At 71.0% G+C, this 14042-nt stretch carries 12 protein-coding genes; 4 read left to right on the top strand and 8 right to left on the bottom strand.

All coding sequences use genetic code 11. The annotated features are described in order from the left end of the window. Positions 1-30: 30 nt before the first annotated feature. From MKK75_RS15225 to dnaK, 4 genes are all read right to left on the bottom strand, one after another. Positions 31-351 carry a hypothetical protein gene (locus tag MKK75_RS15225; protein WP_244043392.1) on the bottom strand — a complete coding sequence of 107 codons (321 nt, stop codon included), beginning with the start codon at positions 349-351 and terminating at the stop codon, positions 31-33. Positions 352-460: 109 nt separating this feature from the next. Next, entirely contained in the window at positions 461-1099 is a 639-nt protein-coding gene (locus tag MKK75_RS15220) for a class I SAM-dependent methyltransferase (protein ID WP_244043391.1), read from the bottom strand. A 240-nt stretch (positions 1100-1339) separates the two neighbouring features. Next, positions 1340-2485, bottom strand: coding sequence for a molecular chaperone DnaJ (dnaJ, locus tag MKK75_RS15215; RefSeq protein ID WP_244043390.1), 1146 nt, complete (start codon positions 2483-2485; stop codon positions 1340-1342). A 248-nt stretch (positions 2486-2733) separates the two neighbouring features. After that, complete coding sequence (gene dnaK / locus MKK75_RS15210; RefSeq protein ID WP_244043389.1) at positions 2734-4650, bottom strand: molecular chaperone DnaK; 1917 nt, start codon at positions 4648-4650, stop codon at positions 2734-2736. A gap of 393 nt (positions 4651-5043) precedes the next feature. Between dnaK and MKK75_RS15205 the strand changes: the two genes are divergently transcribed. Continuing rightward, positions 5044-6036 (top strand): hypothetical protein, encoded by a 993-nt coding sequence (locus MKK75_RS15205; protein WP_244043388.1) that lies wholly within the window; start codon positions 5044-5046, stop codon positions 6034-6036. 16 nt (positions 6037-6052) lie between these two features. Here MKK75_RS15205 and MKK75_RS15200 read toward each other — a convergent pair whose 3' ends face one another. Continuing rightward, positions 6053-6673 carry a YqgE/AlgH family protein gene (locus MKK75_RS15200; protein WP_244043387.1) on the bottom strand — a complete coding sequence of 207 codons (621 nt, stop codon included), beginning with the start codon at positions 6671-6673 and terminating at the stop codon, positions 6053-6055. Positions 6674-6851: 178 nt separating this feature from the next. Here MKK75_RS15200 and MKK75_RS15195 point away from each other — a divergent pair, with 178 nt between their 5' ends. Both MKK75_RS15195 and MKK75_RS15190 read left to right on the top strand, forming a co-directional pair. Continuing rightward, on the top strand, positions 6852-7088 hold the full coding sequence (locus tag MKK75_RS15195; RefSeq protein ID WP_244043386.1) for a hypothetical protein: 237 nt from the start codon (positions 6852-6854) through the stop codon (positions 7086-7088). Positions 7089-7192: 104 nt separating this feature from the next. Continuing rightward, positions 7193-7672, top strand: a complete 480-nt coding sequence (locus tag MKK75_RS15190; protein ID WP_244043469.1) for a peroxiredoxin — start codon at positions 7193-7195, stop codon at positions 7670-7672. Between the two features lie 31 nt (positions 7673-7703). On the opposite strand, the gene MKK75_RS15185 is transcribed toward MKK75_RS15190, so the two are convergent. Beyond that, positions 7704-8453 (bottom strand): restriction endonuclease, encoded by a 750-nt coding sequence (locus MKK75_RS15185; protein WP_244043385.1) that lies wholly within the window; start codon positions 8451-8453, stop codon positions 7704-7706. 96 nt (positions 8454-8549) lie between these two features. After that, positions 8550-8963 carry a MucR family transcriptional regulator gene (locus MKK75_RS15180; protein WP_244043384.1) on the bottom strand — a complete coding sequence of 138 codons (414 nt, stop codon included), beginning with the start codon at positions 8961-8963 and terminating at the stop codon, positions 8550-8552. 413 nt (positions 8964-9376) lie between these two features. Between MKK75_RS15180 and MKK75_RS15175 the strand changes: the two genes are divergently transcribed. Continuing rightward, positions 9377-12067 (top strand): bifunctional acetate--CoA ligase family protein/GNAT family N-acetyltransferase, encoded by a 2691-nt coding sequence (locus tag MKK75_RS15175; protein WP_244043383.1) that lies wholly within the window; start codon positions 9377-9379, stop codon positions 12065-12067. 181 nt (positions 12068-12248) lie between these two features. Here MKK75_RS15175 and MKK75_RS15170 read toward each other — a convergent pair whose 3' ends face one another. Next, positions 12249-13940, bottom strand: a complete 1692-nt coding sequence (locus tag MKK75_RS15170; protein ID WP_244043382.1) for a L,D-transpeptidase family protein — start codon at positions 13938-13940, stop codon at positions 12249-12251. Between the last annotated feature and the right edge of the window lie 102 nt (positions 13941-14042).

The following is a 14042-nucleotide window of genomic DNA, read 5'->3' as shown; positions in this document are numbered from 1 at the left end:
GGCTGCCGGGCCCAGACGAACGGGGACGCGTTACCAGCGGCCGTAACCGTGGCGCGGGCCGAAGCCGCCGTGATGATGGTGACGCGGCCCGAAGCCGTGATGGCGCCAGCCGTCATGGTGTCCGCGGCCCCAGCCGTGATGGTGGTGGCGTGGGCCGAAACCGCCGAAGCCGTGGTGGCGGGGGCCGTAACCGTGGCCATAGCCGTACTGAACCGCCATCACGTCGTCTGCGCCGCGGCGCAGCCCGGCATCGACCCCGAGGGGCGCGGCCATCGCCGGCGCCACGACGACCAAGCCCCCGAATGCCAGGGCGGCAGCCGCGAGGTGTGTACGGACGGTCTTGATGAACATCGGCGTCCTCCTGCTCCAGCCCGGTCGCTGTGCCGCGACCGGCGATGGCCCAGGTGTGACACCCAGCAGTTGACGCAAATGTGAGCCGTTCGCTCAGGCCGCGTTCAGCTCAGGGCCGGCGGTAGACCCAGACCCGGGCCGGTGGCAGGTTCAGCCAGACCCGGTTCGAGCGGTCGGCCGTGTAGCTGCCGGCCTCGCAGCGGGCGGGGATCGGCGGCACCACCGCGTAGGTGAACTGCACGAACGGCGCGCCCGGCTGCATCAGGTCGTGGGCGGTGTTGAGCAGGTCGAGCCGCTGCTCCAGGGGCTTGGTGAACAGCGGCAGGCTCGAGATCGTGGCTGCGGCGGGCTGCGTCAGCACGTCCCGCAGGCTCGCCCGCATGTCGTAGGCGTCGCCCCGGATCACCGTCACGCCGGGGAAGCGGCGGCTCAGGAGGCCGCAGAAATCGGGATTGAACTCGACGAGGATCAGCCGCTCGGGTGCGATGCCGCGCCGGATCAGCGCCTCGGTGACCGGACCGGTGCCGGGGCCGAGCTCGACCACCGGTCCCTCGCGGCGCGGATCGACGTAGGCCGCCATGGTGCGGGCCAGCATCTTGCCGGACGGCGTCACGGCGCCGGTGACGAGCGGGCGCTCCAGCCAGGAGCGCAGGAACCGCGCCTCGTCCTCCAGGGGGTCGCGCCGCGGCCCGAAAAACGCGCTCCGGGTGGCAGGAGCCTTCGCGGTGGAACGGCGCAGCGGCGGCAAGTCTCGGATTCCTTGATGCCGAATGAGAATGAAAGGCTAGGGAACACGCTGTCTTACAGCCAAGCCACGGCGGCGCCTAGGGTACGCGTGCCACGCCGGGGCCGGATGCATAACGGGCCGCCGGGGTTTCGGATCCGACCCTGGAGCGCTCCCCGCCGAACTGGAACCGGTTCGCGTCAGAGAGCGCGTCACAACAGAGGCTTAGGACCACGCCTGGTCGCAACGCGCGCGGGCAGGGCGCTAGGGGCGGACCGCCCCCCCGAAGAAGTCCCGCACCTTCGAGAAGAAGCCTGCGGATTCCGGGTGGTTCTCCGGCGAGGCCGATTGGTCGAACTCCTGAAGCAGCTCGCGCTGGCGCTTCGTCAGGTTCTGCGGGGTCTCGACGAAGACCTGGATGTAGAGGTCGCCGACCTCCCGCGAGCGGAGCACCGGCATGCCCTTGCCCTTGATCCGGAACTGCTTGGCGGTCTGCGTGCCTGCCGGGATGCGCACCTGCGTCTGCGAGCCGTCGATCACCGGCACGGTGATCTCGCCCGAGAGCGCCGCGGTGACCATCGAGATCGGCACCCGGCAGAACAGGTCGGCGCCGTCGCGCTGGAAGAATTCGTGCTGCTTGATCGACAGGAAGACGTAGAGGTCCCCCGGCGGGCCGCCCCGCAGCCCGCTCTCGCCCTCGCCGGCGAGCCGGATGCGCAAGCCATCGTCAACGCCGGCCGGCACGTTGATCGAGAGCGAGCGCTCGCGGTTGACCCGGCCCGCGCCCTGGCAGGCGGTGCAGGGATCGTCCACGATCTCCCCGCGGCCGTGGCAGTTCGGGCAGGTGCGCTCGATGGCGAAGAAGCCCTGCGCGGCCCGCACGCGGCCGTAGCCCGCGCAGGTCGGGCAGGTCCGCGGCTTGGAGCCCGGCTTGGCGCCCGAGCCGTCGCAGGCCTCGCAGGTCACCGAGGTCGGGATCCGGATGGTCTCGGCCTTGCCGTTGAAGGCCTCTTCCAGGGTGATGTCCAGGTTGTAGCGCAGGTCGGCCCCGCGCTCGCGCCCTGGTGCCCCGCCGCGCCCGCGGGCCGGGCCGCCACCGCCGCGGCCGTCGCCGAAGAAGTTGTCGAAGATGTCCGACATGAAGTCGCCGAACTCGTTGCCGAATCCGGGACCGCCCCCGCCCTGGCTGAAGGCCGCGTGGCCGAACCGGTCGTAGGCGGCGCGCTTCTGGCCGTCGGAGAGGCACTGATAGGCTTCGTTGATCTCCTTGAACTTGATCTCGGCGTCCTTGTCGCCGGGATTGCGATCGGGATGATAGGTCATCGCGAGCTTGCGGAAGGCGACCTTCATCTCGCTTTCCGTGGCGGTCTTCGTGACCCCCAGGATCTCGTAATAGTCCCGCTTCGACATCCCACACCGTCTCCGGACAATCCGACCCGCGCGTCATCGGGATTCCAAAGGGCTGGGCCCTTTGGTGGGGCGTCGGGGTGAAACCCCGACATACGATCCTTCCAACCCAACGTGCGGGGATGGAAGGATCGTCTCGCGGGGCTCCGCCCTGCACCCGCGAAAGGGACTCGTCCCTTTCGAAACCCATGACCGCACGACAGCGAACGAGGCCGGATCGCTCCGGCCTCGCTCCCGAACCTCGCGTGCCCTTATGCGCGCTTCTTCTGGTCCTTGTCGTCGACTTCCTGGAAGTCGGCGTCGATGACGTCGTCCTTCTTCTCGCCGGCATGCGCCTCGGCCCCGGCCTCGGGGCCGGACGCCTGGTTGGCGGCGTACATCGCCTCGCCGAGCTTCATCGAGGCCTGCATCAGGTCCGTGGTGCGGGCCTTGATCGCCTCGACGTCCTCACCTTCGAGGGCGGTCTTCAGCGCGGTCATCGCGGTCTCGATGGCGCCCTTGTCGGCGGCCGGGACCTTGTCGCCGTACTCGGTCACCGACTTCTCGGTGGCGTGGATCAGGCCCTCGCCCTGGTTCTTCACCTCGACGAGCTCGCGCCGCTTCTTGTCGGCCTCGGCATTCGCCTCGGCGTCCTTGACCATGCGCTCGATGTCGGCATCCGAGAGGCCGCCCGAGGCCTGGATGCGGATCTGGTGCTCCTTGTTGGTCGCCTTGTCCTTGGCGGTCACGTTGACGATGCCGTTGGCGTCGATGTCGAAGGTCACCTCGATCTGCGGCATGCCGCGGGGCGCCGGCGGGATGCCGACGAGGTCGAACTGACCGAGCAGCTTGTTGTCGGCCGCCATCTCGCGCTCGCCCTGGAAGACCCGGATGGTCACCGCGTTCTGGTTGTCCTCGGCGGTGGAGAAGGTCTGGGACTTCTTGGTCGGGATCGTGGTGTTGCGGTCGATCAGCCGGGTGAACACGCCGCCCAGCGTCTCGATGCCCAGCGACAGCGGGGTCACGTCGAGGAGCAGCACGTCCTTGACGTCGCCCTGGAGCACGCCCGCCTGCACGGCCGCACCGATCGCCACGACCTCGTCGGGGTTGACGCCCTTATGCGGCTCCTTGCCGAAGAAGGACTTCACCACCTCCTGGATCTTGGGCATGCGGATCATGCCGCCGACCAGCACCACCTCGTCGATCTCGGCAGGCGTGACGCCGGCATCCTTGAGCGCCTTACGGCACGGCTCGATCGTGCGCTGCACCAGATCGTCCACCAGCGACTCGAACTTGGCGCGCGAGAGCTTCAGCGCGAGGTGCTTCGGGCCGGTCTGGTCGGCGGTGATGTAGGGCAGGTTGATCTCGGTCTGGGTCGCCGAGGACAGCTCGATCTTGGCCTTCTCGGCGGCCTCCTTGAGGCGCTGGAGGGCGAGCTTGTCCTTGGTCAGGTCGATGCCCTGCTCCTTCTTGAACTCGGCCGTCAGGTACTCGACGATCCGGTTGTCGAAGTCCTCGCCGCCCAGGAAGGTGTCGCCGTTCGTGGACTTCACCTCGAACACGCCGTCGCCGATCTCCAGGATCGACACGTCGAAGGTGCCGCCGCCGAGGTCGTAGACCGCGATCGTGCCGGACTTCTTCTTGTCGAGGCCGTAGGCGAGCGCCGCCGCGGTCGGCTCGTTGATGATGCGCAGCACCTCAAGGCCCGCGATCTTGCCGGCATCCTTGGTGGCCTGACGCTGGGCGTCGTTGAAGTAGGCGGGGACGGTGATGACGGCCTGCGTCACGGGCTGGCCGAGATGGGCCTCCGCGGTCTCCTTCATCTTCTGCAGCGTGAAGGCGGAGATCTGCGAGGGCGAGTACTTCTTGCCGTCCGCCTCGACCCAGGCGTCGCCGTTGTCGCCGCGGGCGATCTTGTAGGGGACGAGACCCTTGTCCTTCTGGGTCATCGGGTCGTCGTAGGTCCGGCCGATGAGCCGCTTGATGGCGAAGAACGTGCGCTCGGGGTTCGTGACCGCCTGGCGCTTGGCCGGCTGGCCGACGAGCCGCTCGCCGTCATCCGTGAAGGCGACGATCGATGGCGTGGTGCGCGCGCCTTCCGAATTCTCGATGACCTTGGGCTGCGTGCCATCCATCACGGCCACGCAGGAATTGGTGGTGCCGAGGTCGATACCGATAACTTTACCCATGGTGGGATCCCTCTTTGTGTCGCGTTCAAGCAGACCGCCGAGCCCCGAAGCAGCTCGGCCCATGGCGGTGTACGAAGGTGATGTGAGTATGGGACCCGGGCCGGATCAAGGGCCGTGAACGGCTGAAATCCAGCGCGCAATCCCGCGTCGAGGGCGATATAAGAAGCCCCGGACGGGCTCGCAAGGCGAAGCCTGTCCGTGCGGGCCGGGGGCACGCGTCCTCGCTAACGCGTTCGACGCCCTGGATAATCCCTCCGCGCACCGCGCTGGCTCCGGTTGGCGTGGTTGCATTTTGTTGCTTCGCTGCCACGTCGGCGCCATCGCGGGCGTGTTAACGGTTCGACAAGGGGTTGCGCGTGGCCCCGCCACTTCGTGTCCCCGTCGTAGAGCCCGATGCGCCCGACCCGCAGCCTCCTGCTCCCCATCCTGGCGCTTGCCGTCGCGGCTCCCGCCCTGCTCGCCGCTCCGCCGGCGCAGGCGCAGAACTTTCTCGAACGCCTGTTCGGGATCAAGCCCGAGCGTCCGCCGGTCCCGCCAAGGGGCCTGCCCGAGGCGCCCCCGGCCCCGGCTCCCGCGGCCCCCGGCGAGCCCGGTCAGGCTCCGGCCGCCCCCGAGGCGCCGCGGCCCGCGCCTGTCCCCGCGCGCCCTGTGGTGCTCAAGGCCCCCTCGGAGGACGGCATCATCGGGCAGGATCTCCTGCTCAACGGAACCTCGGGGTCCCTGAAGCTCGAACGGTCAGGCAATGCCGTCACGGCCCGGATCACCCTGCCGGGCACCAAGATCTCCCAGCCGGCGGAATCCTGCACGGTGCCGCTCGGCGGAGGCAGCCCCGTCACGCTGAGTGCCGAGGGCAAGCCCGAAGGGGTGCCGCGCTACGAGGCGGCCGGGGCGGAGTGCCCCCTGCGCCTCGACGTCACCGAGGGCGGCGTCCTGGTCTCGACGCTGGGCTCGGGTCCGGTCTGCACGTTCTCGACCGCCGATTGCGCCACGACCCCGACCGGCCTGTGGGGGCCGGTCCCCGCCACCCTGATCCCGCGGGCGGGCGAGTTCGACACCGCCCGGGGCGCCGCCGACAAGGCGGTGCGCGACAATTACAAGCTGATGACCCAGCGGGCCCGGCGCGAGGACGTGCGGCCGATCGTGACCGAGCAGGCGGCCTTCTCGGCGGATCGGGAGCAGTTCTGCCGCGGCTACGCCCGCGAGGGCACGCACGGCTTCTGCCATCTGCGCTTCACCGAGAACCGGGCGCTTGCCCTGGCGACCCGGCTCGGCGCCAACACGGCGGTGCCCACCGCGGCCGTGGTCCCGCGCAGCCGGCCCCGGCCGAAGCCGGCGGTGGAGGGCCTCAATCCCGACGCGGCCGGCGGCGACGCCGTTCCGGAGTAACCGCCGGCGGAGCCGGTCAAGCCCGGCCGGCGGTCATGGACAGCATGGCGGGGTCGATGCCGTTGGCCCGGAGCGCCCGTTCGTACTTGGCGTCGAGATCCGTGTTGAAGATCAGCGCGGGATCGGCCGGGCAGTTGAGCCAGCCATTGGCCATGATCTCGCTCTCAAGCTGGCCGGCCTGCCAGCCCGCGTAGCCGAGCGCCAGGACGGCGCTCGCCGGGCCCTCGCCGCTGGCGATGGCGCGCAGGATCTCGACGGTGGCGGTCAGGCAGATGCCGTCGTCGATGATCAGCGTCGATTGCTGGATGTGAAAGTCGTCGGTGTGGAGCACGAAGCCGCGCCGCCCCTCCACGGGGCCGCCCATCAGGACCGGCATGTGCCCGACCCGCTCGCGCAGGCGAATCGCATCCGCTTCGGGGGCCACGTCGAGCTGGACCAGCAGGTCCGGCATGCTGATGTCGGTGGCCGCCTTGTTGACGATGATGCCCATCGCGCCGTCTGCGGAATGGGCGCAGACATAGATCACCGAGCGGGCGAAGCGCTCATCGGCCATCCCGGGCATCGCCACGAGGAACTGCCCGTCGAGGAAGTCCGGGCCGGAGAGCGCGGAACGCGTGGGCGACGCTGGCTTCTGCATGCGCCCATGCTACGCGGCGCCCCCAGCTTGTCCAGCGGACAAAGCGCACATCCTCCGGTCCCGGCAGGACCCGGAAACCCCTGTCGAATCTGCGGGCGGGAGGTTACATTGAGTTCCTACCGTCGCGTCGAGCTGTCCGCAGGCCTGAACCGGCGGGGACTTTTAAGGAGCCATCCCGATGGGGGATGCCGCAGCACCGGCTGCCTTTGACATCGAGGCGCAGCGTGCCCAGATCCAGCGGGCGCAGGAGGAGACGAACAAGTTCGTCGCCGAGCAGCACAAGCTCATGGCCGAAGCGGCGAAGCTCAACCGCGACCGCGCCTTGGCGCCCTGGCAGGTCGCCCTCTCGGGCATGGCCGCCGGTGCGGCCTTCTTCGGTGCCGGCGCCGCCTTCATCAAGCTCCTGGGGGCCTGACCGCATCGGCGCAGCCCCGATCCTCGACAGGCCCGACCGACCACGCTAGGTCAGGCGCGCGACCGCATGGGCGCAGCACGATGCGCAGCAACGAGGGACCCGCGATGATCCAGGTCGGCGACCACCTGCCCCAGGCCACGTTCCGGGTGAGCGGCCCGGAGGGCCCGATCGCCCGGACCACCGACGACGTGTTCAAGGGCCGCCGCGTGGTGCTGATCGGCGTCCCGGGCGCCTTCACGCCGAGCTGCCACCGCAACCATCTGCCGGGCTTCGTGACCCACAAGGACGAGATCCGCGGCCGCGGCGTCGACGCCATCGCGGTCACCAGCGTCAACGACGTGTTCGTCCTCGACGCGTGGTCGAAGGCGAGTGGCGCCGAGGGCCTGGAGTTCCTGGCCGACGGCAACGCCGACTTCGCCAAGGCGCTCGGCCTGGAGATGGACGGCACGGGCTTCGGCCTCGGGATCCGCTCCAAGCGCTATTCCATGTTGGTCGAGGACGGGGTCGTGCGGATCCTGAACGTCGAGGAGACGCCCTCGAAGGCCGAGGCTTCGGGCGCCGAGGCGCTGCTGAAGGTGCTCTGAGCCGGGTCTCGGCCGCCCGGCGGACCGTTCATCACACCTGCGCGAGGTCGAGGGCGTCGAGCCCGTCGTGATGCAGCAGGAGCACGCCGGTGGCCGCCGCGAGCCGGCGGGCGGCCGGGGTGAAGCCGGCGTTCGAGACCACGGCGGCGCGGTCGCCCGCCCAGTAGCGCTGGGCCGCGGCCGCCTCCTGCACGGCGGCGTTGCCCACGGGCTTGGTCAGGCGCTTGCACTGCACGACGAGGCGCCGGCCGTCGCGATCGGCCACGATGTCGGCGCCCTGGTCGCCGCTCGCCGGGGTCCTGTGCGCCCGCCATCCCGCCCGGGCGAGGCGCTCGGCGCAGTAGCGCTCGTAGTCGAGCCCGTCCGCCGGCGCGTCCTCCTCCTCGGGCAGGTCGACGGACGCCGCCTCGGCCTCGACGATCGCCAGCATCCGATCCCGCTCGGTCGCGAACAGGTCGGCGTCGCGCGGGCCGATCTGCGGCAGAACCGTGCGGTCGAGGAAGTAGTCGCGCTCGCGCAGCCAGCCGTCCTCGATCCAGTTGCCGTAGGCGTCGCGAAAGCTCTCCTGGCGCCGCCGCAGGGCCAGCGTCTCCCCGTGCGCCCGGGCGATGCGGCGCACCCGGGCGCGGAACCGGCGCGGCCGTCCGAGATGGCGCAGCCACACGCACAGGAGCGCGAACCCCGTGGCCGCCAGGGCGGGCGGACCGTACCAGAGCGCGAACGGGCCGCCGATCACGGCCGTCCAGAACAGGCGGGCGACGGGATTGGGCTGGCCTTGCATCGGGTCTCGAGGGCGCGGACGGGCCGGGAGACCTTCGCAAGCACCCCTTGCCCGATGCCTAACCGCGGCCGGAAACCTGTGGACGCGGACGCGCCCTCAACCCTTCCGGCGCTGGTGGCCGAGGCCCATGCTCTTGGCGAGGTTCGACCGGGCCGCGGCGTAGCTCGGCGCGACCATCGGATAGTCTGCGGGCAGGCCCCATTTCTGGCGATACTCGTCCGGCGTCAGATTGTAGTGCGTGCGCAGGTGACGCTTCAGGGATTTGAACTTCTTCCCGTCCTCCAGGCAGACGATGAAATCGGGCTGGACCGAGCGCCGGACCGAGACCGCCGGCCGCAATTCCTCGGCCGGCGCGGAGGTGGGCTGGCTGAGCTCGTGCAGGGCTGCGTGAACCTTGGCGATCAGCCCGGGCAGCTCCGGTGGGGGGACCGGATTGTTGCTCACGAAGGCCGACACGATGTCGACCGAGAGCGTGAGAAAGTCCGGTTGCCCTTCGACCGTGGAATCCATCCCTCGAACCTCCTGGCGGTTCCGGGCTCGCGCCGTCACTCGGCAGGATGATCGGAACCTGTTTCCGGTTTGCCTGATACAGGCATATGTCGCGCAGTTACTATTGTGGTGCGACTTTCATGGCAAGAACAAATTACATGTGGCCATAGCGTCCGTTTTGGCAGGGATAAAAAGTGGCGGATATTTGATCGACAGGCTTGCCGGTAGGCCCGCCAGGTAGGGTTAGATGGTACGGCGACGGAGCCTGGGCGGCCAGGCGTTGCCCGAAGCGGCCGACCGCGCGATGTGGTAGACGCATCTGAGAGGACGGTGGGCGCCCGGGATCGCGCGCCCGATCCCGACGTGAGCGAGGGGCACCCCATGCACGCCGGCACGATGGGCCCGCGGGACCGAAATCCCGTGATGGCTACCCCGTGAGCACCTACCGGTTCGACAAGCTGCTGGCGCCCCGCGCGATCGCCCTGGTCGGCGCCGTGGCGCGCGAGGGCTCGGTGGCGCGCAGCGTGCTGGACGGCCTGCGGGCGTCAGGCTTTCCCGGGGCGATCCTGCCGGTGCAGCCCGACCACGCGGCGGTGGACGGCCTGCCCTGCGTCCCGCAGGTCGCGGACCTGACCACAATTCCCGACCTCGTGCTGATCGCGGTGCCGCCGCCGCGGGTACCCGAAGTCGTCGCGCAGGCGGCCGAGGCCGGCGCGGGGGCGGCCGTGATCCTGACGGCCCGGCTCGGCTCCGGTCCGGACGATCCGGGCCCGGCGGCGCACCGGATCGCCCGCGCGCACGGCCTGCGCCTGCTGGGGCCCGACAGCGCCGGCCTCGCGGTGCCGGGGGCCAAGCTCAACGCCAGCCTGTTCGCCCATGCGCCGGCCGCTGGCGACCTCGCCCTCGTCTCGCAATCCGGGACGGTCGCGGCCGCCATCGTCGAATGGGGCGCCCGCCACGGGACGGGGTTCTCGGCGGTGCTCTCGCTCGGCAGCGTGCTCGATATCGGCGTGGCCGATTGCCTCGATCACTTCGCCGCCGATTACCGCACCCGCGCGATCCTGCTCTGCCTCGATCGGGTCGCGGATGCGCGCCGCTTCATGTCGGCGGCCCGCGCGGCCGCCCGCGCCAAGCCCGTGGTGGTCCTGCGCGCCGGGCGGCACAGGCCCGATACCCGGGCGCCCGAGACCCACACGGGGGCGCTGGCCCGGCCCGACGCGGTCTACGCCGCGGCCTTCCGGCGGGCCGGCCTGCTGGCGGTGCAGGATCTCGACGAGATGTTCTCCGCCGTCGAGACCCTGGGGCGCCAGCGTCCGTTCCCCGGCGACCGGCTCGCGATCGTGTCGAACGGCCGCGGCATCGGACTGCTGGCCGCCGACCGTCTGATCGAGCGCGCCGGCACCATGGCCGAAGCCGCCGAGGCGGAGGGCCGCCCGGCCGGCAACCCCCTCGATCTCGGCATCGACGCGGCGGGCCCGGCCTTCGCGGCCGCCCTGGGGCCGATCCTGACGGACCGTACCAGCGACGCCGTGCTGGCGATCCACGTGCCCACCGCCCGCTCGGACGCGGGCGCGGTCGCCGAGGCCATCGCCGACACGGTCAAGGGTGTCCGCGCCGGCCAGACGCGCAAGAAGCCGCTTTTCGCCGTCTCCCTCGGGGATGCCGAGGCGGCGCGCGAGGCCTTCGCGCGGGCCGGGCTGCCGCATTTCGCCACCGATTCCGAGGCGATCGAAGGTTTTTTGCACCTCGTGCGCTACCGCGAGGCGCAGGACGACCTGATGCGCACGCCGGACTCGCTGCCGCGCGACTTCTCCCCCGACACGGCCCGCGCCCGCACGATCATCGCGGGCGCCCTGCGCCATGGGGCCGCCTGGCTCGATCCGATCGCGGTGAACGGCCTGCTCGAGGCCTACGGGATCCCGACCGTGCCGATCACGCTGGCCCCCGACAAGGACGCCGCGGCGGCGGCCGCCTGGCCGATCATCGCGGCCGGGGGCACGGTGGCGCTGAAGGTCGTCTCCCCCGACATCGTGCACAAATCCGACATCGGCGGGGTCCATCTCGATCTCACCAGCGAGGCCGATGTCCGCGAGGCCGCGCGCCGCATCCTGGCCCGGGCGCGTCGGGAGCGGCCGGATGCGCGCGTCACCGGCTTCGCGGTGCAGCCCATGGTGCGCCGGGGCCGGCGCCGGGAGCTGATCGCGGGCCTCGCGGAGGATCCCGTGTTCGGCCCGGTGGTGGTGTTCGGCCGGGGCGGCACGGCCGTCGAGGTGATCGACGACCGGGCGCTCGGCCTGCCGCCGCTCGACCTGATCCTCGCCCGCGACCTGATCGGCCGGACCCGGGTCGCCCGGCGGCTCGAAGCCTATCGGGACGTGCCCGCCGCCGATCTGCCCGCGATCGCGCTGACGCTGGTGAAGCTGTCCCAGCTCGCCGCCGACCTGCCGCAGGTCCGCGAGCTCGACATCAACCCCCTGCTCGCCGACGAGACCGGCGTGCTCGCCCTCGATGCACGGGTGCGGATCGGGCGCTCCGAGCGGGGGCGGCACGGGCGGGGCCATCCGCGCTTCGCGATCCGGCCCTATCCGGCGCAATGGGTGCGGACCCTCAACCTGAAGGACCGCACCATCCGCGTCCGGCCCGTGCGCCCGGAGGATGAGGGGTTGTTCCTCGGGTTCTTCCAGGGGCTCGACCCGGAGGATCTGCGCCTGCGCTTCTTCGGGCCGGTGCGCGCCTTCAGCCACGCCTTCCTGGCCCGCCTGACGCAGCTCGACTACGCCCGCGCCATCGCGTTCGTGGCGACCGAGGTGGATGCGGGAGGAGGCGAGCGCATGCTCGGCGCGGTCCGCCTGCACGCCGACGCCAATCACGAGAGCGGCGAATACGCGATCGCGGTGGGCCGCGACGTCCGGGGCACGGGGCTCGCCTTCGCGCTGATGCGCCTGATGATCGACTGGGCGCGCTTCGAGGGGATCGGCCGGGTCGAGGGCTCGGTGCTGGCCGAGAACCGGCCGATGCTGGCGGTCTGCCGGCGCCTCGGCTTCGCGCAGGGGCGCGATCCGGAGGATCCGGGCTTGGTGAAGGTTCACCTGCCGCTGGCGGGCGGATCACCGACCGGGGGTTAGAGCGTCGCGCCGCGTTTGACGCCGTCTCCGATCGATGACGTCAGGGCGGCCGTCTTCGCGAGCGGCGCGACGCGATCCAGTCGGCGCCACGCCCGCAGGCCTCGCGCTGCCCTGGGTCACTTCGCTTCGCTCCTGATGACGAAGGCGCCGCATCGATCGAACCGTTCGCACCAGCTCGGCGTCACTCGATTCGGGCCGCAGGCTCCGGCAACCGGTGCTCCGCCCGGCTCTTCACCGGATCAAGCTTGGCCGCCGAAGCCGGCTTCGCGACGATGGGCGTGGCGTCCCTCCGGGCGGAGGCATTGGCCACCGCCGGCTTCACCACGGGCGGTGCGGCCACGGTGTTGGCAGGCGGCGGGATCGTCCCCGTAGCGGCCGGCTCCGCGGCCGGCGTGTCGAGCTTGTAGATGTCGTCGCGAAAGTGCGCCTTGCCGTCCGGGGTGGCGTAGCCCGTGAGGTACACGAAGGTCACCGGCACGGGCTTCGGCAGCTTGATGTCGCGGCGCTCGCCGTCGGCGATGCCGGTCTCGATCTCGATCGGCCCCCAGGTGCTGCCCGGCCCGTTCGGCCCGTCCGTGCCCTGCAGCAGCCAGCCGACCAGCTCCTTCACCTGACCGACCCGGACGCAGCCGTGGCTGTGGAAGCGCACGCTCGCGGCGAACAGGGATTTCGCCGGCGTATCATGCATGTAGACGGCAAAGCGGTTCGGCATGTCGATCCGCACCTGGCCGAGCGAATTGTCGAAGCCGGAATCCTGGCGCAGCGTGTAGTTGACCGCCTTCTCGCCCGCCCAGTCGATCCGGGTTGGGTCGACCTCGCCGGAGGGCCCGAGAATGCGGATGTGGTTCTTGGCGAGATAGCCCGGATTCTTACGCATCTGCGGGATGATCTCGTTCTTCACCACCGAGGCCGGCACCGTCCAGGTCGGGTTGAAGTTGATGTCGGTGATCCGGGTCTCCACCGGGGGCGTCGCCTTGTCGGGCGAGCCGACGACGGCGACGTAGCGGCGCACCACCGTGCCGTTCTCCACCGCCTCGACGGCGGCCGAGGGGATGTTGACCACGATGTAGCGCTCGCCGAACGGGAATTTCGAGCCCATCAGCCGGGCCGCGGAAGCCGAGAGCTGTTTCTGGCGCACCGCCGCCGGCACGTTGAGCGCGTTGAGGGTGAGCCGGCCGAGGATACCGTTGTCGGGCAGCCCGTGGCGGCCCTGGAAGGCGGTGACCGCCGCCACGAGCGGCGGGTCGAGGTGGTCGCTCGGCGGCGCATCCGCCGGCAGGTCGCCGGTGAGGGTGAGGTGGTGGCGCAGGGCCGGGATCGACGGGCTGCGCGCGCCGGGTTTCAGGCGCGCGAGATCCTCGGGCAGGCGCTCCCAGCCCCCGGCTTCCGCGAAGGCCGCGTAGCGCTCGGCGGCCCGCAGCGTGTCGAGGAAGGTGCGCGCAGTCAGCGTCGGGCTCGGGTCGGCCGAGACCCTGGCGTAGACCAGGGCGGCCGGCTCGCGCGACCGCTTGGCGGCCTCCTGCGGCTTGCCCGGAGCCGGCTTGGTATCCGGCACCGCGGCCTCGACGGGCTTTGCTTCGCTCGATCCGGCTCCGCTGGGCTTGGGCTCGGCGGCTTTCGACTCCGCCGCCTTCGGCTCCGGAGCCCTGATCTCCGGTCCCTTCGCGGCCGCGCCGTCCGGAGGGATCGGGGATGCGATGGCCGGGGAAACGGGGGGCGGAACGGGGGCGGGGCTCGCGCTGGCCGGCGCTGCGGGCGCCGGAGCGCCCTGCGCCCGAGCATCGGGAGAGGCGCCGAGCAGAGTCAGCAGCGACAGGCCCGCGCTGAGCGCGGCCCCCGGGCTGGCATGACGGCGGGGACGGACCGGGCCCATACGCAACACTCCCGACGGCGCCCGACTCGGCGCGGACCCGCGGCATCATGGGGGGGCGTAGTTACCAATCTCCTCCTCTCCGAAGCGCGGCTCCAACAGCCG

Origin of the sequence: Methylobacterium sp. J-030 (genome assembly GCF_022829545.1) — a bacterium.
In the GTDB taxonomy this organism is placed as follows: Bacteria; Pseudomonadota; Alphaproteobacteria; order Rhizobiales; family Beijerinckiaceae; genus Methylobacterium.
Note: the sequence above shows the minus strand (reverse complement) of the source record. Positions and strands in the feature narration are given on the sequence as shown.

Excerpts from the sequence above, each read along its gene's own strand:
- MKK75_RS15225 (WP_244043392.1), bottom strand. The coding sequence starts at position 351 with ATGTTCATCAAGACCGTCCGTACACACCTCGCGGCTGCCGCCCTGGCA.
- dnaJ (WP_244043390.1), bottom strand. The coding sequence starts at position 2,485 with ATGTCGAAGCGGGACTATTACGAGATCCTGGGGGTCACGAAGACCGCC.
- dnaK (WP_244043389.1), bottom strand. The coding sequence starts at position 4,650 with ATGGGTAAAGTTATCGGTATCGACCTCGGCACCACCAATTCCTGCGTG.
- MKK75_RS15205 (WP_244043388.1), top strand. The coding sequence starts at position 5,044 with ATGCGCCCGACCCGCAGCCTCCTGCTCCCCATCCTGGCGCTTGCCGTC.
- MKK75_RS15200 (WP_244043387.1), bottom strand. The coding sequence starts at position 6,673 with ATGCAGAAGCCAGCGTCGCCCACGCGTTCCGCGCTCTCCGGCCCGGAC.
- MKK75_RS15195 (WP_244043386.1), top strand. The coding sequence starts at position 6,852 with ATGGGGGATGCCGCAGCACCGGCTGCCTTTGACATCGAGGCGCAGCGT.
- MKK75_RS15190 (WP_244043469.1), top strand. The coding sequence starts at position 7,193 with ATGATCCAGGTCGGCGACCACCTGCCCCAGGCCACGTTCCGGGTGAGC.
- MKK75_RS15185 (WP_244043385.1), bottom strand. The coding sequence starts at position 8,453 with ATGCAAGGCCAGCCCAATCCCGTCGCCCGCCTGTTCTGGACGGCCGTG.
- MKK75_RS15180 (WP_244043384.1), bottom strand. The coding sequence starts at position 8,963 with ATGGATTCCACGGTCGAAGGGCAACCGGACTTTCTCACGCTCTCGGTC.
- MKK75_RS15170 (WP_244043382.1), bottom strand. The coding sequence starts at position 13,940 with ATGGGCCCGGTCCGTCCCCGCCGTCATGCCAGCCCGGGGGCCGCGCTC.